This is a genomic window from Clostridium boliviensis, from assembly GCF_033342255.1.
Classification (GTDB): Bacteria; Bacillota; Clostridia; order Lachnospirales; family Lachnospiraceae; genus Lacrimispora; species Lacrimispora boliviensis.
Map to the genome: position 1 here is coordinate 121,251 of NZ_JAWONS010000324.1, position 18,997 is coordinate 140,247.

The 18,997-nt window shown below is 44.9% G+C and carries 18 protein-coding genes; 10 read left to right on the forward strand and 8 right to left on the reverse strand.

Annotated features, from left to right (window positions below; genetic code table 11):
* The first annotated feature begins 115 nt into the window (after window positions 1-115).
* From RZO55_RS22545 to rbr, 5 genes are all read left to right on the forward strand, one after another.
* On the forward strand, window positions 116-844 hold the full coding sequence (locus RZO55_RS22545; RefSeq protein ID WP_336624351.1) for a phosphatase: 729 nt from the start codon (window positions 116-118) through the stop codon (window positions 842-844).
* Complete coding sequence (locus RZO55_RS22550) at window positions 841-1,779, forward strand: LysR family transcriptional regulator (RefSeq protein ID WP_318066498.1); 939 nt, start codon at window positions 841-843, stop codon at window positions 1,777-1,779. The genes RZO55_RS22545 and RZO55_RS22550 overlap by 4 nt, the downstream gene beginning before the upstream one ends.
* 95 nt (window positions 1,780-1,874) lie before the next feature.
* Window positions 1,875-2,264 carry a Fur family transcriptional regulator gene (locus RZO55_RS22555; RefSeq protein ID WP_097005409.1) on the forward strand — a complete coding sequence of 130 codons (390 nt, stop codon included), beginning with the start codon at window positions 1,875-1,877 and terminating at the stop codon, window positions 2,262-2,264.
* 116 nt (window positions 2,265-2,380) lie between these two features.
* Window positions 2,381-2,923, forward strand: coding sequence for an NADH peroxidase (locus RZO55_RS22560; protein WP_117415852.1), 543 nt, complete (start codon window positions 2,381-2,383; stop codon window positions 2,921-2,923).
* 29 nt (window positions 2,924-2,952) lie between these two features.
* Window positions 2,953-3,489 carry a rubrerythrin gene (rbr, locus tag RZO55_RS22565; RefSeq protein ID WP_318066499.1) on the forward strand — a complete coding sequence of 179 codons (537 nt, stop codon included), beginning with the start codon at window positions 2,953-2,955 and terminating at the stop codon, window positions 3,487-3,489.
* Window positions 3,490-3,575: 86 nt separating this feature from the next.
* Here rbr and RZO55_RS22570 read toward each other — a convergent pair whose 3' ends face one another.
* The 8 genes from RZO55_RS22570 to RZO55_RS22605 all read right to left on the reverse strand — a co-directional run bounded on the left by RZO55_RS22570 (window position 3,576) and on the right by RZO55_RS22605 (window position 14,102).
* Window positions 3,576-4,610 carry a tetratricopeptide repeat-containing glycosyltransferase family 2 protein gene (locus tag RZO55_RS22570; protein ID WP_318066500.1) on the reverse strand — a complete coding sequence of 345 codons (1,035 nt, stop codon included), beginning with the start codon at window positions 4,608-4,610 and terminating at the stop codon, window positions 3,576-3,578.
* A gap of 284 nt (window positions 4,611-4,894) precedes the next feature.
* On the reverse strand, window positions 4,895-5,794 hold the full coding sequence (locus RZO55_RS22575; RefSeq protein ID WP_318066501.1) for a fumarylacetoacetate hydrolase family protein: 900 nt from the start codon (window positions 5,792-5,794) through the stop codon (window positions 4,895-4,897).
* A gap of 12 nt (window positions 5,795-5,806) precedes the next feature.
* Window positions 5,807-6,367 carry a glycerol-3-phosphate responsive antiterminator gene (locus RZO55_RS22580; RefSeq protein WP_097005415.1) on the reverse strand — a complete coding sequence of 187 codons (561 nt, stop codon included), beginning with the start codon at window positions 6,365-6,367 and terminating at the stop codon, window positions 5,807-5,809.
* Between the two features lie 184 nt (window positions 6,368-6,551).
* The gene (locus tag RZO55_RS22585; protein ID WP_318066502.1) at window positions 6,552-6,914 is read right to left on the reverse strand and encodes a DUF1667 domain-containing protein; all 363 of its coding nucleotides are present in this window, start codon (window positions 6,912-6,914) and stop codon (window positions 6,552-6,554) included.
* 1 nt (window position 6,915) lies between these two features.
* On the reverse strand, window positions 6,916-8,181 hold the full coding sequence (locus RZO55_RS22590; RefSeq protein WP_318066503.1) for an NAD(P)/FAD-dependent oxidoreductase: 1,266 nt from the start codon (window positions 8,179-8,181) through the stop codon (window positions 6,916-6,918).
* Window position 8,182: 1 nt separating this feature from the next.
* Entirely contained in the window at window positions 8,183-9,631 is a 1,449-nt protein-coding gene (locus RZO55_RS22595; RefSeq protein WP_318066504.1) for an NAD(P)/FAD-dependent oxidoreductase, read from the reverse strand.
* A gap of 178 nt (window positions 9,632-9,809) precedes the next feature.
* Window positions 9,810-11,312, reverse strand: coding sequence for a glycerol kinase GlpK (gene glpK / locus RZO55_RS22600; protein WP_318066505.1), 1,503 nt, complete (start codon window positions 11,310-11,312; stop codon window positions 9,810-9,812).
* A 183-nt stretch (window positions 11,313-11,495) separates the two neighbouring features.
* A complete protein-coding gene (locus RZO55_RS22605; protein WP_318066506.1) occupies window positions 11,496-14,102 on the reverse strand; it encodes a cation-translocating P-type ATPase in 2,607 nt (868 codons plus the stop codon).
* A 190-nt stretch (window positions 14,103-14,292) separates the two neighbouring features.
* Between RZO55_RS22605 and RZO55_RS22610 the strand changes: the two genes are divergently transcribed.
* From RZO55_RS22610 to RZO55_RS22630, 5 genes are all read left to right on the forward strand, one after another.
* Window positions 14,293-14,775, forward strand: coding sequence for an S-ribosylhomocysteine lyase (locus RZO55_RS22610; RefSeq protein ID WP_318066507.1), 483 nt, complete (start codon window positions 14,293-14,295; stop codon window positions 14,773-14,775).
* Window positions 14,776-14,914: 139 nt separating this feature from the next.
* Window positions 14,915-15,316 carry an RrF2 family transcriptional regulator gene (locus tag RZO55_RS22615; protein ID WP_318066508.1) on the forward strand — a complete coding sequence of 134 codons (402 nt, stop codon included), beginning with the start codon at window positions 14,915-14,917 and terminating at the stop codon, window positions 15,314-15,316.
* 54 nt (window positions 15,317-15,370) lie between these two features.
* On the forward strand, window positions 15,371-17,254 hold the full coding sequence (gene cooS / locus RZO55_RS22620) for an anaerobic carbon-monoxide dehydrogenase catalytic subunit (protein WP_318066509.1): 1,884 nt from the start codon (window positions 15,371-15,373) through the stop codon (window positions 17,252-17,254).
* An 11-nt stretch (window positions 17,255-17,265) separates the two neighbouring features.
* Entirely contained in the window at window positions 17,266-17,715 is a 450-nt protein-coding gene (locus tag RZO55_RS22625) for a 4Fe-4S dicluster domain-containing protein (protein ID WP_318066510.1), read from the forward strand.
* Entirely contained in the window at window positions 17,712-18,947 is a 1,236-nt protein-coding gene (locus RZO55_RS22630; RefSeq protein ID WP_336624352.1) for an NAD(P)/FAD-dependent oxidoreductase, read from the forward strand. Before RZO55_RS22625 ends, RZO55_RS22630 begins: the two co-directional genes overlap by 4 nt.
* Window positions 18,948-18,997: the final 50 nt, after the last annotated feature.

Genomic DNA, 18,997 nt, shown 5'->3' on the forward strand with positions numbered 1-18,997 from the left:
TAACACATCCCGCCTGATATTTCTATAGTTTTCTCAGGAAAAATATGTTATATTTTAAGAAATATATATACCTGCCGGTATTTTAAGAGCCGGTTTTACAATAGAAAGGACAAACATGATGAAGGACATAATGGACCTGCATACTCACACTGTGGCAAGCGGACACGCATACAGCACTCTGTATGAAATGGCAAAATCAGCCTCTGAGAAAGGACTTTCTCTGATGGGTTCCACAGACCACGCACCAAAAATGCCAGGAACATGCAACGAATTTTATTTTATTAACTTTAAAGTCATCCCACGCACGCTCTACGGAGTTCATATTCTCATGGGAGCGGAGCTGAATATACTGGATTATTCCGGCCGTGTAGACTTAAGTGATGGGCTTCTTGAAAAACTGGATTATGCCATTGCAAGCATTCACGAACCCTGCTACGAAAACGGAACCATGGCACAGAATACAAGCGCCTATATTGGCGCCATTGAAAATCCCCATGTGAAAATCATCGGTCATCCGGATGACAGCCGCTTTCCGGCAGATTACGATACCCTGGTTTCTGCAGCGGCCCGCAACCACACTCTTTTAGAGGTTAACTCCAGCTCTCTCCACCCCTTAAGTGCCCGAATGAATGCAAGGGAAAATTATCAGGTTATGCTTGATTTATGCCGCCATTACGGAGCATCTGTTATCGTAAACAGCGATGCCCATATTGAGGCTGATGTTGGTAATCATACCCGTGCACTGGAGCTTCTTGATGAGATTTCCTTTCCCCGGGACCTGATTGTAAACAGCTCCCTTGACCGGCTTCTCCCCTATATCCCTAAGCTGGAGGCTTATTTATGATTAACTTCCTGAACCTGGAATATTTCCTGGCTGTTGCAGAAGAATTAAATATTACCAGAGCCGCCAAACGGCTCTATATTTCACAACAGTCACTAAGCAACCATATTTCCAATATGGAAAAAGAATTTGATGTTCAGCTTTTTAACCGGACTATGCCTTTAACCCTGACCTATGCGGGCCGTGCCTTAAAAATCCGGGCAAAGGAGCTGCTGGATTTAAAGGATGAGACATACCGCCAGTTAGCAGATATAAAAGATTTTACCATTGGACAGCTTTCCATTGGAGTGTCCCATACCAGAGGACGTTTTCTTCTTCCTGTCATCCTTCCTGCCTTTCAGGAGAAGTTTCCCAATATTGAGCTTCATCTGGTAGAAGGAAATTCTTCTGAACTGAGCAATGCACTGATTCATGGTGATATTGACTTAATGATTGACCTCCTCCCATTTAAAGCGGAGAATGTGGAAACGGTGCCCATCTGTGAAGAAGAGATTCTTCTTGTAGTCCCTGACCAGATTTTAGACCGGTATTTTCCAGGCAGACAGGAAGAGATTAAGAAGGAACTGGAAACCAACGCAGATGTTACAATCCTAAAAGACTGTCCCTATCTTCTCATTAATAAAGGAAACCGGGTGCGCACCATTGCAGACGAGATATTCGAAGAGGCACAGCTTTCTCCTGCAATTCTTCTGGAAACCGAGAATATCGAAACAGTTCTCGCCCTTGCCTCAAAGGGTATGGGAATTACCTTTTATCCCAAGATGTTTATGTCAGGCAGCCAGGACGGTTCCGTCACAGTTATGAAAAAAGCAGGTTTAAACTATTTTTCATTAAATTACATGAGGAGCCATGGAATCCTTGCATTCGGTTGTCATAAGGGAAGATACTTATCCCAGGCAACAGAAGAATTTATAAGGATAGCAAAAGAACACATATAGATTATAACTGCAGATTGACAAACGGAGCAGAATCCTATATTATTAAATAGTAACAATTACTACTATAATTATTATTTTATAGAAAAGGAGCGGCCATGAAAACATTAAAGTACAGCCGTCAACGAGAATCTATTAAGACCAGCTTAATGGCGCGGCACGACCACCCCACTGCAGATGCCTTATACACATCAATCCGCGAAGAGTTTCCCAATATCAGCCTTGGTACCGTATACCGGAATTTAAACCTGCTGGTGGAACTGGGAGAGATTCAAAAGCTGACTTGCGGAGATGGCGCCGACCACTTTGATGCGGACACATCACCCCATTACCATTTTGTATGCCGCAACTGCGGTCAGGTGTATGATCTGCCTATGGAATCTATGGACAGCATCAATGATCTGGCTCAAAAACATGCAAACGGCAAGGTCGACAGCCATAAGATTTATTTTTACGGCACTTGTAACGATTGTCTGGAAAATAATTGAGAATTTCTCTTGACACAGGATAAAACTTGTGGTAAATTAATATCAGTAATCATTACTGTTATCGATTACCAGAATTTAATAAAACTAAAAATTAAAATAAAAGGAGACATGAGATCATGAAGAAATGGGTTTGTACAGTATGCGGTTATGTTCACGAAGGAGAAACAGCTCCGGAATTCTGTCCAGTATGTAAAGCTGGTTCCGAGAAATTTAAGTTACAGGATGAAGATATGTCCTGGGCCTGCGAGCATGAAATTGGTGTAGCTCAGGGTTCTCCGGAAGATATTATGAAGGATTTAAGAGCGAACTTCGAAGGTGAATGTACAGAGGTTGGTATGTATCTTGCCATGTCCAGAGCTGCTCACAGAGAAGGCTATCCGGAAATCGGCTTATACTATGAAAAGGCTGCTCATGAAGAGGCTGAGCATGCTTCCAAATTTGCTGAATTATTAGGCGAATGTGTATCTTCCAGCACAAAGAAAAACCTGGAATTAAGAGTAGCAGCTGAGAACGGTGCAACAGCAGGTAAATTTGATCTTGCAAAACGTGCCAAAGCATTAAATTTAGATGCAATTCATGATACCGTACATGAGATGGCTAAGGATGAAGCACGCCACGGAAAAGCATTCAAAGGCTTACTGGAAAGATACTTCGGCTAAATCGATTTTCAAACAGGAGGGTTATTACGATGTCTAAATATGCGGGTACAAAAACTGAAGAGAATTTAAAGGATGCGTTTGCCGGGGAATCCATGGCAAGGAATAAGTACACTTATTATGCATCGGCTGCAAAAAAGGCCGGATATGAGCAGATGGCTGCATTATATCTGGAAACTGCGGACCAGGAAAAGGAACATGCCAAGATGTGGTTTAAAGAACTGCACGGAATTGGCACTCCACAAGAAAACCTTGTGGATGCTGCAGAAGGTGAAAACTACGAGTGGACGGATATGTATAAAAGAATGGCGGAAGAAGCCAAAGCTGAAGGGTTCACCGAGCTTGCACTGAAGTTTGAATTTGTAGGTAAAGTGGAAGCAGCTCATGAAAAGAGATATCTTCAGCTGTTAGACAGTTTAAAGAATGATAAAACCTTTAAAGGGGATGCTCCTCTTGGCTGGAAGTGCCGCAACTGCGGTTATATTCATGAAGGTGCAGATGCTCCTGAGATCTGTCCGGTATGCGCTCATCCGAAAGCCTATTTTGAAAGAAAAGCTGAAAATTACTAAAGCACTGCCGTAAACTCTCCGATACGGCACAAAAGGTGCAACAGTCAGAAGAAACCAGATTCTTTTGACTGTTGCATCTTTTTTCATCATTCATCCCCTGAAACCTGTTCTTGTGCTGCTTTCCTTGCCAGCTCCTGGTACAGCTCTGACTGTTTCATATCTCCTGCCTGCCTGTAACAAATGGCCAGCTTAAGCAGAGGGAACTCCCCGGAATACCGGATATTCAGTTCACTATCCGTCTCGTATGCTGCATTATAAAACCAGATTACAGCTTCCTGCAAATCTCCTTTTTCTAAAAAATACTCCCCTACGTCAAAGCAGACCTCGGCACTTGCCGTCTTACAGGCCACATTCTTCAGGGCATTTTTTAAGATCTGGTCAGCATCATGCCTGATTCTCCCGCATCTGGTCAGAACGCACTGAATGACTTTCAGCTCTTCCTCTTCCCTGTCTTCTGACAGCAGACTGGCAAAATATTCTTCTGCTTCCAGAAAGTCCTGATCTTCACCAGAGACAAACAGTTCTCTGGCATACATGGTACGAAGCTTCTTTGACAGGGGGATTTCTTTTTTTATCAGCTTTTGAAAAATTTCAAAATCACGTTTTGAGTGATTTCCTTCCGGCATATGTATTATCTCTATATCGCTGTCAAATATTACGGGATCTAAGCGGACCGTCTCATGAACGGGATCCTGCCACTCAAACCTCCGGTTTCTTTTAAATAGCTTGGGACGATATTCGGTATCAAAGTTATATGTTGTATTAAACCGAAGCTGATTGGTGTATTTCATCTGTACAATTTCTATTTCAGGCAAAATACACTGCTTTAAATGAAGAAACCGTTTCCTGTTTTCTTCATCAATTACCTCGTCGGCATCTGCCACATAGATATAATCCATCTCCGCTTTATCGAAGGAAAAATTTCTTGCAGCTGCAAAATCATCCACCCACGAAAAATCAAAGATCCTGCATCCAAACTGTTCCCCCACCGCCTTTGTTCTGTCTGTGGAACCGGTATCCACAAGAATGATCTCATCAACCAGATCCTTCAGGCTTAAAAGACAGCGGGCCAATACATTTTCTTCGTTTTTTACAATCAGACATGCACTGACAGTAATCATCTCTTATGTACCTCTTCCCTCTCATTTCTTTTTTCTATTTTATCACTTTTATTATTTTTGTACAGCAGGTTTCGATTTCCTACTGTCAGTAACTTCATTTATCAAGTATTAATGACAAGGAGTGCATACATAAACATAAAAGGCAAAATTATGATCATAGGAGGTCATGGTAAAGTAGGGCAATATGTTGCAAGAGAGCTAAGGGAATGCAACTTAATTCTGGCTGGACGGGCTGACGATAAAATAAAAAGATAATTATTAAACATTTCCTGAAACGTGTTGTTTTATATCACACGGTTTTTAATGGAGCCAATCTTTTCTATGATACATTCCACTTCATCGCCTGCAGACAAAAATGCGGGCGGATTAAAGCCCATTCCCACCCCTTTGGGAGTTCCGGTGGAAATAATGGTTCCAGCTTTTAGCGTCATACCTCTTGACAGCTCACTGATTATGTGGTCGATTGGGAATATCATATGACTGGTATTGCTATCCTGCCTCAGTTCTCCGTTTACCTTAGACTGAATGGAAAGCTCAGGCGGATAGGAAATGGAATTGGATGTGAGAATACACGGACCCATGGGAGTAAATCCATCCAGGCTCTTCCCGAAATACCACTGCTTATGGGCTGTCTGAATATTGCGTGCGCTCACATCGTTAATAATGGTATAACCAAATATATAATCCTCTGCATCCTCTGCAGGCACATCTTTTGCATCTTTTCCGATTATAACAGCTAACTCAGCTTCATAATCCAGGCTGTCCACAATGTCACTGTGGCTTACGATCTCACCATAAGGAGCAACTGCTTCATTCACTCTCTTTGAAAAATAGACTGCGTAGTTTCTCTCTCCGTCAAACGCCTCTTTTTTATAACGCGCTGACTCCTCGGCATGTTCCATGTAATTAAGACCCAGACAGATAATATCCTGATCTGGTGTCAGAATCGGGGCCAGGAGGATAACTTCCTTCATCATAGCCGCTCCTACGATGTTGCTGCTGTCGGGATCCAGTCCGGATGCATGTTCAAGCAGGTCCCGTTCTGACCGGCTCAGTCCCTTTACAACTTCCAGCATCTCTGTGTATTCCATACCAAAAGCCTTAAGAGGGAACACCCACATCTCATCCCTGCTCACGACCCCGATATCTCTTCTACGGTCAACCTCGTAAGTAACTAATTTCATAAAATCCTCCTTTTACATGAACCATAACTCTTCCCTGGTGGTAGAAATCGCATCCGCTCCGGCATGAAAAGCAGCCATAATATCCTTCTTGTCCGATATCAGCCCTCCGGCGATGATGGGAATATTGGTATATCTGCGGATCTCTTCCAGTGCTTTGGGCATAACTCCGGGCATAATCTCAACCATATCCGGATGGTAGGTGTCAATCTGCTTCTTTGTGGTACTCATGGCAAGAGAATCAATGATAAAGGTTCTCTGAATCCCGAATAATCCCAATTCCACCGCGCGCTTTACAAGTAACGGCTTCGTACTGATGATACCATCCGCACAAGTATTTTCCCGGATGAAATCTACTACAATTTCTTTTGAATTGAGACCATGGGTTAGATCTGCATGTACCATAGCATACTTTCCATGCTCTTTTATCTGCCGTACTATGTTTCCGATGTTTAGTATACTTCCGTAAAGGACAAACACAACCTGGCATTCTGAATCAAAACACCGCTTTAACCCACCTTCATCCTTTACCGCCGCAATCACCGGAGATGTCTCCAGCAGTTCAATTGCTTTCATTCTAGTCCCTCCGCGCCCAAAAGTCTATGGATCTTGTTCTACTTTATCAATCCTTCCCACGACCGTCAAGAAATTTTTTCGCCAATCTTCATTTAATTTTAAAATAAGGTCTTTTTCCGGCTTGTGCCGGAACAGGCGGATTAAAACAAACCCGCAGCGTTTGCTGCGGGTTTTGCCTGATTCATCAGGAGCTTTTTACATTTCTTGTGGCAACGATATCAACTCCGGTGCCTGCGCAGTTTTCAATAATTACATCTCCGATGGCAACCGGGGCATGAACAGAGGCTCTTTGAATCTCTTTCATACAATCAAAGATTTTGCCTTTTGGAATATCCGTTTTTGTCTTTACAGGAACCATGGCAAATTCTCCGTCAATTACCTTTACTGTGGATGTTACAACCCTGGTTGGGCTTAATACTTCTTTCTCCCCATACTCAGCACCTCTGGCACATGAATTGCCGGTTACAGTTACCGTACCATTCTCCATACGTACCGTTAAAGGACAGCCCAGGGGACAGCAGATACAGATCAGTTCACGCTCTTCCATATTAATCCTCCTCTGTGCAGATTACGATTTCTGCCAAATCCGGATATTTTTCCAGACTTTCTTTTTTAATTCCTACCTGCTCCATCTCTCCAGGTGCAAGAACCTTTTTCTTCTTGTGATATACCCGTTCTCCATCATAATAGACGCTGATATACCGGTCCCGGTATACATCTGAAACACGGAAACGGATCTTCCACTGGTCTGCGTCAGAATCCCGGTTTACAAACTGGGGTACTGTATAGCGGACACCATCTACAGCCCGGATCCGGATGAATGAAGCGGGAGACTCCTCTTTTTGGGAAGCTGCATAGGCTGCCGCACTTTTTCCTGCCAGCGCCGCTTCTTCGGATACATAATCCACCAGATCATGAACATGAAGTACATTTCCGCAGGCAAATATTCCTTCTGCGCTTGTTTCTAAACGGTCATTTACCACGGGCCCCCCGGTTATCTGGTCCAGATCGACCCCTGCGCTTTTGGAAAGCTCATTTTCCGGAATCAGTCCGACTGACAGAAGAAGAGTATCACAGGAATAATACTCCTCCGTTCCCGGAACCGGTCTGCGCTTTTCATCCACTTTAGCCAGTGTGACTCCGGTAACACGTTCCTTTCCGTGTATCTCAACCACCGTATGGCTTAATTTTAACGGGATTCCGAAATCATCCAGACACTGTACTATGTTTCTCTTTAAACCTCCGGAATAAGGCATAAGTTCTGCAACCACTTTCACTTTGGCACCCTCCAGGGTCATACGCCTTGCCATAATAAGGCCGATGTCTCCGGAACCCAGAATCACCACTTCTTTTCCCACTTCATAGCCTTCCAGGTTCATAAGACGCTGGGCAGTACCTGCGGAATAGATTCCCGCCGGACGGTAGCCAGGTATATTAAGGGCTCCTCTCGGACGTTCCCTGCAGCCCATTGCCAGAATTACGGCTCCTGCCTTTATCTGAATCAAACCTTCTTCCCGGCTTATAACAGTCAGAACCCTGTCACTGCTAATCGAAAGAACCATGGTATTAAGCTTATATGGAATATGCTCCTTTTCAATCATATCAATATAGCGGGAGGCATATTCCGGTCCTGTCAGTTCTTCCTTAAATGTATGAAGACCGAAGCCGTTATGAATACACTGATTTAAAATACCGCCCAGGTGGCCTTCCCGTTCCAGTATCAATATATCCTGAGTGCCCGCTTCTCTGGCAGCAGCTGCTGCAGCCAGACCTGCCGGACCTCCGCCGATAATAACGATTTCATGCTCTGTCATGTCACTCTCCTCCTTGTCTTTTGCCTGTCAGCAAATTGGATCCGGATCTGTTTTTACAGATATCTTCCATCCGTTTTCCTGTTTCCCTGGCCAGAATTTCCATAGTCTTGGGAATACAGAATCCTGACTGACAGCGGCCCATTCCTGCACGTACACGGCGTTTGATTCCATCTACGGAGACTGCACCCAGGGTTCTGTTAATTGCATCTGCAATCTCTCCCTCGCTGACTCCTTCACAGCGGCAGATGATCGTTCCGTATCTGGGATCGTTTTTAATAAGTTCTGCCCGTTCTTCCAGAGTAAGCTTCTGTGGATTAATAATCCCTTTTCTGGTTTCTAAAAAATCTTCCTTCTTTTGCACATTGGCTTTTTGGGCTATCAGCTCTGCCAGATAAACACCCACTGCAGGAGCGCTGGAAAGACCAGGAGATTCCATGCCTGCTGCATCAAAGAAACCATCGGCATCCTCTGCCTCTCCGACTACAAAATCATCTCCCTCCTCATGGGCACGAAGACCGGAAAATGAGGTAATCACCTGACGGAACGGAACGTTGTTCACGCCCCAGGCAGCCTTTTCAATGATATCAGCCAGTTCCTTTGCAGTTGTGGCAGTCTCCTCCCGATCCGGTACGTTAACTGCTGTCGGACCGGTTAAAAGATTTCCATGAACCGTAGGTGTTACCAGGATTCCTTTTCCCATTTTTCCGGGCAGCTGAAAGATGGTATGTGACACAAGATTTCCTGCTTCCTTGTCAAGGAGGCAGTAATCACCTTTTCTCGGAATAATATGAAGTTTGTTTTCACTGACCATATTGTGGATCACGTCAGAGTAGACACCTGCCGCATTGACCACATAGGAGGCATGAATGATTTTATCCCGGGATATTAAATCGTAACCGGAATCGGTTTTTTTAATCTGTTCAATCTCTGTCTCAAACAGGAAGTCAGTTCCATTGTCACAGGCATTCTCTGCCAAAGCGATGGTTAACCCGAACGGACATACGATTCCTCCTGTGGGCGCATATAAAGCACTTGTTACTGTTTCAGATACACTTGGCTCCATGGCCCGGACTTCGTCTCCGGTCAGTATAGTCAGCTGGGGAACTCCGTTTTCTATGCCTTTTTCGTACAGTGCATTAAGGGCAGGTCTGTCATCTTCTGAAAAGCAAAGTACCAGGGAACCATTTCGGACAAAGGAAAAATCCAGCTTTTCTGAAAGTTCTCCCATCAGGCGGTTTCCTTCTGTATTAAATTTTGCCTTTAATGAGCCGGGCTCTGCGTCATAGCCTGCATGAACAATGGCACTGTTGGATTTTGAAGTACCGGAACAGACATCTTCCTCCCGTTCAATGACACAGATTTTCAACTGATAGCGGGACAACTCTCTTGCTATGGCACAGCCGGTCACTCCGCCTCCGATGATCGCCGCATCGTAATTTAATTCCTTCATAATTCATTCCTCCAAATCTGTGATAATTCCTGCTTTACCAGGATTATAGAAAAAAAGAGTAAGGAAAATAAACGGATAGCTCCGTAATATAATCCTTACTCTTTCGTCTCAAAGGTTATTTATTCAATTGTCATAATGCTAACACAATTTAAATCTGATTGTCAAGTTAATTGTAGATCTACTGGTCCTCATCCTGAGACCAGTAAAGGGCACATCTTACTGCCCGTTTCCAGCCCTTAATCCGCTTTTTACGGCATTCCTCTTCCATCTGTCTGTCAAAGGTTTTAGACGACTCCCAGTTTTTCTTAATCTCTTCCCTGTCTTTCCAATACCCCACAGCCAGACCAGCCAGATACGCGGCGCCCAGTGCAGTTGTTTCAATGCATTTCGGTCTGACAATCCGGGTATCCAAAACATCTGCCTGAAACTGTAGGAGAAAATTATTGGCACAGGCTCCGCCGTCTACACGCAGCTCTTTTAAATGAATCTGAGAATCCTGCTCCATAGCTTCAATCAGGTCATGAACCTGATAAGCCATGGATTCCAGCGTAGCCCGTATAAACTGCTCCTTGCTGGTTCCTCTGGTCACACCCACAATGGTCCCTCTTGCATACTGGTCCCAGTAAGGGGCGCCAAGACCCGCAAATGCCGGTACCACATAGACACCGCCGGTATCCTCCACTTCCTGGGCATACTCTTCTGTCTGGGCAGCTGTACGCACCATGCGCATGGCATCCCGCAGCCATTGAATTGCAGCACCAGCCACAAAAACACTGCCTTCCAGAGCATACTGAATCCGGTCCTGATCACTGGCTGCAATGGTAGTCAGCAGTCCATGTTCGGATTTTACCGCTTTTTCCCCTGTATTCATCAGAAGAAAGCAGCCGGTTCCGTATGTATTCTTAACCTCACCTGGTTCAAAGCAGCACTGTCCGAATAAGGCTGCCTGCTGGTCTCCTGCTGCTCCTGCAATGGGAATTTTCCCGCCCATCACATCTGAGGAAGTATAGCCGTAAACACAGCTTGAAGGTTTCACATCCGGAAGCATGGTTTTTGGAATATGAAAATAGTTCAGAATATCCTCATCCCAGCATTTTCTGTGAATGTCAAACAGCATGGTTCTTGATGCATTGGTATAGTCCGTCACATGGATGCAGCCTTTGGTCAGATTCCAGATCAGCCAGCTGTCCACGGTTCCGAAAAGCAGTTCTCCGCGCTCCGCCCTTTCTCTGGCTCCTTCTACATTATCTAGAATCCATTCAATCTTGCTTCCGGAAAAGTAAGCGTCCGGAATGAGACCGGTCCGCTCTCTGATAAGTCCTTCCAGACCATCTTCTTTCAGGCGCTCAATGCGGTCAGCAGTTCTTCTGCACTGCCATACGATGGCATTGTAAACAGGTTCCCCCGTCTCCTTATCCCACACAACTGTGGTTTCTCTCTGGTTTGTAATTCCGATTGCTGCAATGTCACTGTAATGTGCCCCAATTTTTCCCATGGCCTCCATGGTTACAGAAAACTGTGATGACCATATCTCCATTGGGTCGTGCTCCACCCAGCCTGGTTTTGGAAAAATCTGCCTGAATTCTTTTTGTGCCTCGCTGCAGATGCCCCCTTTCTCATCAAACAGTATGCACCGGGAACTGGTGGTTCCCTGATCCATAGCGATTACATATTTTCCCATGATACCTTCCCCTTCCGTCTTTTTTCATTTTGTTAATTATTTACCAAACAATAAAGAAAGAGCCTCGATAATGAACGGTTCCCCGCACTCATCACCTGGCTCTGTCATCTCTTAGGCTTATTATAATTAATACAATTTTATACTACCATACAGGCGAAAATATGTCAAGTTATACAAAAAACCTTAGTGCAGACTCTCCCGGATTGTTTTCATGGCCTGAATAACAAGGGTCGGAAGAATCGCAAATATAAAGATGGTGACAAACTGTCTTCCTGTTAAGTCTGCAACATAAAAAAGATTATGAAGCGCCGGAATAAAAAGAACCGCTCCCAAAAGAACTGCTCCGGCCTCAAATGCCATGATGCTCCATAAATTGCTGCAAAGACCAATTTTTAATATGGAATGGCTGCTGCGGCAGTTAAAGCCATGAAACAGTCTGGCCAGTGTCAACGTGGAAAATGCCATGGTACTGGCTGCAGTCTCGCTGCCGGTCAGCAGTCCGGTACTGTAGGCTGCCATGGTACAAACCGCAATCAGTGCCCCCTGAAAAAGAATCACAAGGATAAACCGCTTTGTTAATATCCCCTCTTTCGGATTTCTGGGCTTTTGGGACAGGAGATCCGCTTCCGCCTGTTCCATCCCGATTGCAATGGCTGGAAGGGAATCTGTCAGCAGGTTGATAAATAATAGGTGTACCGGTGCAAACGGTATGGGAAGTGCAGCAAGGGAGGTATAAAGAACACATAGAATACCCGCCATATTTCCTGAAAGAAGAAACTTTATGGCATTGCGGATATTCCTGTAAACATTCCGTCCATTGGAAACTGCCTTAATAATTGTAGCAAAATTATCGTCCGTCAGAATCATGGAAGAGGCCTCCTTGGAAACCTCTGTTCCCATCTGTCCCATGGCAACTCCGATATCCGCCTGTTTTAATGCGGGAGCATCGTTGACGCCGTCTCCTGTCATTGCCACTATATGGCCTTTCTTCTGCCAGGCCCGGACAATTCTGATCTTATGCTCAGGAGAAACCCTGGCATACACACTGATGGATTCCAGACGGTGGCCCAGCTCATCCTCCGTCATATCATCAAGCTCCGGACCGCTGACTGCAAGATCATCTTCCTCCAGTATACCAATCCGCTCCGCTATGGCTGCTGCCGTAATTTTATGATCTCCTGTTATCATAACAGGATAGATTCCCGCTCTTCTGGCATTTGAGACTGCATTTTTTGATTCCGGACGGGGAGGATCCATCATGGATACCATACCGAGAAAAGTAAACCCGTTTTCTGAATTTTCAGATAGCTTTTCCTGTTTATCCATTTCCCTGCAGACAAATGTAAGAACACGAAGTCCCTGGGCGGAAAACATCATGTTCTGCTCCATAAGCATCTGCTTGTCACCGTCTCTTAGAGGACGGACTCCATCCGACGACCATATATGAGTTATCCTGGGCAGAAGGATATCTACCGCACCTTTTGTTAATAAAACATTCTTGCCTTCCAGATAGTGGAGGGTGCTCATCAGTTTTCTTTTTGAATCAAAAGGAACTTCTCCTAATCGCGGATGGCAGGATCTGACCGCTTCATCATCTAACCCTGCCCGCTCCGCCATTAAGATCAGCGCGGTTTCTGTTGGTTCCCCGTTTAGCTGCCCCTCAACGTGGCTGGAATCATTATTCAGGACAGCATCGTATAGTAAATATTTATGTACGGGAATCTCAGGCTTGAGCATCTCAGGAAGATAAAGCCTGCTGTTTACAAAAACCTGCTGCACCGTCATGCGGTTCTGCGTCAGCGTTCCTGTCTTATCGGAGCAGATAACGGATACACATCCCAGACTTTCCACCGCTTTTAAATCCTTAATGATGGCGTTTTCTCCTGCCATTTTCTGGGTTCCCATCGCCTGTACAATGGTGACTATGGAGCTGAGCGCCTCAGGTATGGCAGCAACAGCCAGCGCCACCGCAAACATAAGAGAATCTAAAACAGGCATTTTTCTGTAAATGCTTAATCCAAAAACAATTGCACAGATTGCCAGAATAGCTGCTGCCAGTCTGCTGCCAAACTGGTCCAGACTCACCTGGAGAGGTGTCTTTTTCTCTCCGGTGTCATTCATTAATGAGGCAATTCTTCCTATTTCCGTGTTCATTCCCGTTCCGGTGACTACGGCTATGGCCCTGCCTGCCGCTACCTGGGAACCGGAAAAGACCATATTGGACTGTTCGGCCAGAGGAACTTTTTCCATACGCAGCCTTCCGGTATGCTTTTCTACATTTACAGATTCTCCGGTTAAAGAGCTTTCGTTAACCAGCAGAGAATAATTTTCCAGTATGCGGCCATCTGCAGCCACCATATCTCCTGCCTCCAGCAAAAGGAGATCTCCCGGTACAATTTCCTCTGACAGAACTTCCTTATTTCTCCCGTCCCGTCTCACCCATGCCACTGGCGCAGATAAGGACATCAGACTGTCTAAGGATTTTTCGGCCTTCTGGTGCTGTACTGTTCCAAGAATTGCATTCAGCAGTAAAACTGCAAAGATTACACCGGTACTTTCGACGTCACCTGATATCATGGAAATTACTGCGGCTATAATCAGGATTATGACCAATAAATCTTTAAACTGATCTAAAAATACTTCAAAGGCACTCTTCCTTTTTGCTTTTTTTAGCAGATTGGGTCCATGCATCTGCCTGCGCCTTAAAACTTCTTCGGAATTTAGTCCACTCCTGTCAGCATGAAGCTGTTTTAGGACTTCATCCTCTGATAATCGAAACCATTCTTCCATTATGACGCTCCTTCCCGTTTCTCCTACTATGGTATGAAACAGGAAGTGATTTTCATGAATGAATTTCCCTGCTGCAGTTTCTTATGACAGTGACTATTGCATGTATTGGTTTTTTTTATTATAATTTGGATGAATACAGCCAGCCAATTGCTCTACCAGCTTAACAGCTTTCAGAAAGGATCTGATTTATATGGAAAAAATAACAAGCTTTACTATCAATCATTTAAAGCTGCTTCCAGGTATCTATGTCTCCCGCAAAGACAAAGTCAGCGATACCACAATTACCACATTTGATATTCGCATGACCAGACCGAATTTTGAACCAGTCATGAATACGGCAGAGATACACACCATCGAGCATTTAGGTGCAACATTTCTTAGAAATCACGAATCATTTGCTTCCAAAGTTTTATACTTTGGTCCCATGGGCTGCCGCACCGGCTTTTACCTTCTTCTGGCAGGTGATTACAAGTCCAGAGATATCGTCCCGCTGATCACGGAGATGTATGAATTCATGCGTGATTTTGAGGGGGAGATCCCAGGCGCTGCAGCCAGAGACTGTGGAAACTATCTGGATATGAATCCAGGCATGGCAAAATATCTTGCAAGAAAGTTCTTAGATACTATTCTCTACGGAATCGATGATGAACACCTCATTTATCCGGCAGACTAACTGCCAATAACAGTTCCATACCGAAGCCCCCATAGACCTGCTTTGAACCAGCCGCAGAAGTATGGGGGCTGTAAATTCTTATTGATAAAACTTGACCATTTAAGTACAGTATGTTAATCTTATAACGTGGAGGTGCGATATGCTCATTACCAGAGAATGCGATTATGCAATTAGGATCATAAGAGCCTTATCATCGGGCAATATCATGAACGTTCCTACGATCTGTGAGAAAGAATCACTCACTTCAGCCATTACTTATAAGATGGCACGAAAGCTGGAGAAAGCGGGATTAATTAAAAGCTATCGTGGAAGCGCGGGAGGCTATGCCTTAAACTGTGATCTGGAACGCACAACTTTATATGATATTCTGACTGTCATAGATTCCAACATGCTGCTGATTGAATGCATGCAGTCCGGCTATGACTGTTTAGTGAACCAGCCCAAGCAGCCTTGTCTGGCTCACAGAGAGTTCTTAAGAATTCAGATGAATCTCAATAAAGAGCTGAAAGAGTGTTCTTTGGCAAAGCTGCTTCACGGATAATTTTTTATTTTAATCTTTACCAAAATGGTATAGAATCAAAAGGAGGAAAAAACAATGAATCAATGTTACGGGTGCAATACCTGTCAAAGCGCCGACAAACCTTTAGAAACATTTATCTCTGCCTTACCGATGGAAACGTCTCACCACCGGGTTGAAAAACAAAGCACCAAATGCGGGTTTGGTCTTCAGGGAGTCTGCTGCAGACTCTGTGCTAACGGTCCATGCCGGATTACACCGGATGCGCCCCGCGGAATCTGCGGAGCGGATGCAGACACCATTGTTACGAGGAATTTCTTAAGGGCGGTGGCCTCAGGAAGCGGCTGTTACATACACATTGTTGAAAATACAGCATTAAACTTAAAAAATACAGCAAAAGTGAAAGGGGAATTAAAAGGATTAAAATCCCTGGACCATCTTGCAGACATTTTCGGAATTGTGGAATCTGATGTCTACAAAAAAGCTGAGAAAGTGGCTGATGCCGTAATTGCTGATCTGTATAAACCGGAATATGTGGAAATGGAACTGACGGAAAAAGTTGCATACGCGCCTAGAGTTGCCCGCTGGAAAGAGCTGGGAATTATGCCGGGAGGTGCGAAGTCAGAAGTATTTAAGGGTGTGGTTAAATGTTCCACCAACTTAAACTCAGATCCCCTGGATATGCTGGTTGACTGCTTAAGACTTGGAGTCTCTACGGGCATTTACGGACTGACTCTTACAAACCTTTTAAATGACGTACTTTTAGGACAGCCAGAGCTTCGTATGGCTCCCGTAGGACTTCGTGTCATTAACCCTGACTATATTAACATTATGATTACCGGACACCAGCACACCATCTTTGTGGATCTGCAGGAACAGCTCACGACTCCGGAAGCAATTGCCAAAGCAAAAGCAGCAGGAGCCAAAGGCTTTAAGCTGGTTGGCTGTACGTGTGTAGGGCAGGATCTGCAGTTAAGGGGCGCTCATTACCAGGAGGTATTTGACGGCCATGCCGGAAACAACTACACCAGTGAGGCTATCCTTGCAACCGGCGCAATTGATGCGGTTCTCTCCGAGTTTAACTGTACTCTACCAGGTATTGAGCCCATCTGTGACGAACTAAAGATCAAACAGATCTGTCTTGATGATGTGGCGAAAAAATCAAATGCAGAGCTTATGAAATTTGATTTTGACCACCGCAGGGAGCAGAGTGAAAAAATCATAGACAAGGTAGTAAAATCCTATCAGGAACGACGCGGTACAGTTCCTTTAAATCTTCTGCCTGAGCACGGGTATGACAACACTCTGACCGGAGTCAGCGAAGGTTCCTTAAAGGACTTCCTCGGCGGAAGCTGGAAGCCTCTGATTGACTTAATCGTATCGGGAGATATCAAGGGGATCGCAGGAGTGGTTGGCTGTTCCAACTTAACAGCAGGAGGCCATGATGTTCTTACTGTTGAACTGACAAAAGAATTGATTGCCAAAGATATCATTGTTCTGACTGCTGGCTGTTCTTCAGGCGGCATTGAAAACTGCGGCCTGATGACACCGGAAGCTGCAGAATTTGCAGGTCCCAAATTAAGAGAAGTCTGCAAAAAGCTGGGTATTCTGCCGGTTCTTAATTTTGGTCCCTGCCTTGCCATCGGTCGTCTTGAAATTGTTGCTACAGAAATTGCACAGGAACTGGGCGTTGATCTTCCCAAACTTCCTCTTGTTCTTTCCGCAGCACAGTGGCTGGAGGAACAGGCTCTGGCAGATGGCTGCTTCGGTCTCGCTCTTGGTCTTCCGCTTCATTTAGGACTTCCTCCCTTTGTGACAGGAAGCAAGGTTGCAGTTAAAGTTCTCACTGACGGTATGAAATCATTAACCGGCGGTCAGGTGATTATCAATAATGACGCTGTGGAAAGTGCTGATATACTGGAAAAAATTATTATGGAGAAGCGGACCGGTCTTAATATATAGGAGGAGGGCATATGAAACGTATAGTCATTGATGAAGCCAGATGCGACGGGTGCAAGAACTGTGTACTCGCCTGTATGCAGGCTCATAGAAAAGATAACGGAAGCATTTATGATCTGGATTTAACCAATCCGGAAAATGAATCCAGAAATCACATCGTCATGAAAGGGAACGGCCAGTATGCTCCCATCTTCTGCCGCCACTGCGACCAGCCGGAATGTGTGATGTCCTGTATGAGCGGAGCTTTGGTAAAGGACGAGGAATCCGGTCACGTATATTACGACGAAGAAAAGTGCGGTTCCTGCTTTATGTGTGTGATGAACTGCCCATACGGCGTGTTAAAAGCGGATACAACCACTAAAACCAAAGTGATCAAATGCGACTTCTGCCTGGAACACGACAGCGAGCCAAGCTGCGTAAAAGCATGTCCGACCAAGGCGATTTACGTAAAGGAGGTGGAATGATGACTCATGTAATTATCGGCGCAGGAGCTGCAGGAATCTCGGCTGCAAAAACCATCCGGAAGCTGGATGCCAAAGCGGATATCATCATGGTGTCGGTTGACGACCAGGTCCATTCCAGGTGTATGCTTCACAAATACTTAAGCCACGAACGGGCTGAATCATCTCTTTCCTTTATCCCGGCAGATTTCTTTGAAACATTTGGAATCACCTGGTTAAAAAGCAGGGAAGCGGTTCACATTGATTCAAAGAAGCAGACCGTTTTACTTGATGATGGTACAGAGCTTTCCTTTGACCGCCTACTTATTGCCACAGGCGCACATAGCGTGATCCCCCCCATCCCCAATTTAAGAGAAGCCAAAAATGTCTTTGGTCTCAGAGATTTAAGTGACGCAAAACAGATCCGAAAGCTTGCCCAGACTGCAGATAAAATTCTCGTATTAGGTTCTGGTCTTGTTGGTATGGATGCTGCTTATGCATTTTTGGAACAGAAGAAAGATGTGACAGTTCTGGAGCTGGCTGACCGGATTCTTCCCAAACAGCTGGATGAAAAAGCAGGAAAGACATATCAGAACTTATTTGAACAGCACGGCTGCAAATTTATACTGGGCCGGAAAGCAGTTTTAACCACTATGCCGGAAAATGACCTGATCACTTCTGTTATGCTGGACGACGGAACGATTCTGGAATGCGATATGATTGTTGTCGCCGCCGGAGTACGCCCTGCAGCTGACTGCACGGAGGACTGTGAAATTGCGGTGGACCGCTTTATTAAAGTGAATGAGTACCTGGAAACAAACTGCAGCAATATCTATGCGGCAGGAGATGTAAACGGAATCGCTGCCATATGGCCCAATGCCATGAAACAGGGTCACACAGCCGCCTGCAATATGTGCGGAGTACCCACACCTTATGAAGATACCTACGGCATGAAGAATACCATGAACTTCTACGGCCTTACAACTCTCTCAATTGGCGATGGAATCGTAAAAGATGGAGATCAGGTCCTGTCACAGGAGGATTCAAACTGCTATAAGAAGGCAATTTTACGCAATGGCCGCTTACAAAGTATTCTGATCCAGGGGCCCATTGATTACAGCGGTATTTACCAGTATCTCATAAAGAATCAGGTATCTCTTGAATCAATAAATACGGATGTCTTTCTTCTTTCTTTTGCAGACTTTTATGGAACAGACTTCCGTGGACAGTATACTTATACTATAAATGCAAAATAATCTAAACAGTAGCAGGCACCGACTGAAATAAACCACCGGTTGCCCTGCTG

What these genes read in the sequence shown, in the direction of transcription:
- cooS (WP_318066509.1), top strand. Translation starts at nt 15,371, where the DNA reads ATGAATCAATGTTACGGGTGCAATACCTGTCAAAGCGCCGACAAACCT.
- RZO55_RS22595 (WP_318066504.1), bottom strand. Translation starts at nt 9,631, where the DNA reads ATGAAGGAATTAAATTACGATGCGGCGATCATCGGAGGCGGAGTGACC.
- RZO55_RS22630 (WP_336624352.1), top strand. Translation starts at nt 17,712, where the DNA reads ATGATGACTCATGTAATTATCGGCGCAGGAGCTGCAGGAATCTCGGCT.
- RZO55_RS22545 (WP_336624351.1), top strand. Translation starts at nt 116, where the DNA reads ATGATGAAGGACATAATGGACCTGCATACTCACACTGTGGCAAGCGGA.
- RZO55_RS22585 (WP_318066502.1), bottom strand. Translation starts at nt 6,914, where the DNA reads ATGGAAGAGCGTGAACTGATCTGTATCTGCTGTCCCCTGGGCTGTCCT.
- glpK (WP_318066505.1), bottom strand. Translation starts at nt 11,312, where the DNA reads ATGGGAAAATATGTAATCGCTATGGATCAGGGAACCACCAGTTCCCGG.
- RZO55_RS22615 (WP_318066508.1), top strand. Translation starts at nt 14,915, where the DNA reads ATGCTCATTACCAGAGAATGCGATTATGCAATTAGGATCATAAGAGCC.
- RZO55_RS22550 (WP_318066498.1), top strand. Translation starts at nt 841, where the DNA reads ATGATTAACTTCCTGAACCTGGAATATTTCCTGGCTGTTGCAGAAGAA.
- RZO55_RS22610 (WP_318066507.1), top strand. Translation starts at nt 14,293, where the DNA reads ATGGAAAAAATAACAAGCTTTACTATCAATCATTTAAAGCTGCTTCCA.
- RZO55_RS22590 (WP_318066503.1), bottom strand. Translation starts at nt 8,181, where the DNA reads ATGACAGAGCATGAAATCGTTATTATCGGCGGAGGTCCGGCAGGTCTG.
- RZO55_RS22605 (WP_318066506.1), bottom strand. Translation starts at nt 14,102, where the DNA reads ATGGAAGAATGGTTTCGATTATCAGAGGATGAAGTCCTAAAACAGCTT.
- RZO55_RS22580 (WP_097005415.1), bottom strand. Translation starts at nt 6,367, where the DNA reads ATGAAAGCAATTGAACTGCTGGAGACATCTCCGGTGATTGCGGCGGTA.
- RZO55_RS22625 (WP_318066510.1), top strand. Translation starts at nt 17,266, where the DNA reads ATGAAACGTATAGTCATTGATGAAGCCAGATGCGACGGGTGCAAGAAC.
- rbr (WP_318066499.1), top strand. Translation starts at nt 2,953, where the DNA reads ATGTCTAAATATGCGGGTACAAAAACTGAAGAGAATTTAAAGGATGCG.
- RZO55_RS22560 (WP_117415852.1), top strand. Translation starts at nt 2,381, where the DNA reads ATGAAGAAATGGGTTTGTACAGTATGCGGTTATGTTCACGAAGGAGAA.
- RZO55_RS22575 (WP_318066501.1), bottom strand. Translation starts at nt 5,794, where the DNA reads ATGAAATTAGTTACTTACGAGGTTGACCGTAGAAGAGATATCGGGGTC.
- RZO55_RS22570 (WP_318066500.1), bottom strand. Translation starts at nt 4,610, where the DNA reads ATGATTACTGTCAGTGCATGTCTGATTGTAAAAAACGAAGAAAATGTA.
- RZO55_RS22555 (WP_097005409.1), top strand. Translation starts at nt 1,875, where the DNA reads ATGAAAACATTAAAGTACAGCCGTCAACGAGAATCTATTAAGACCAGC.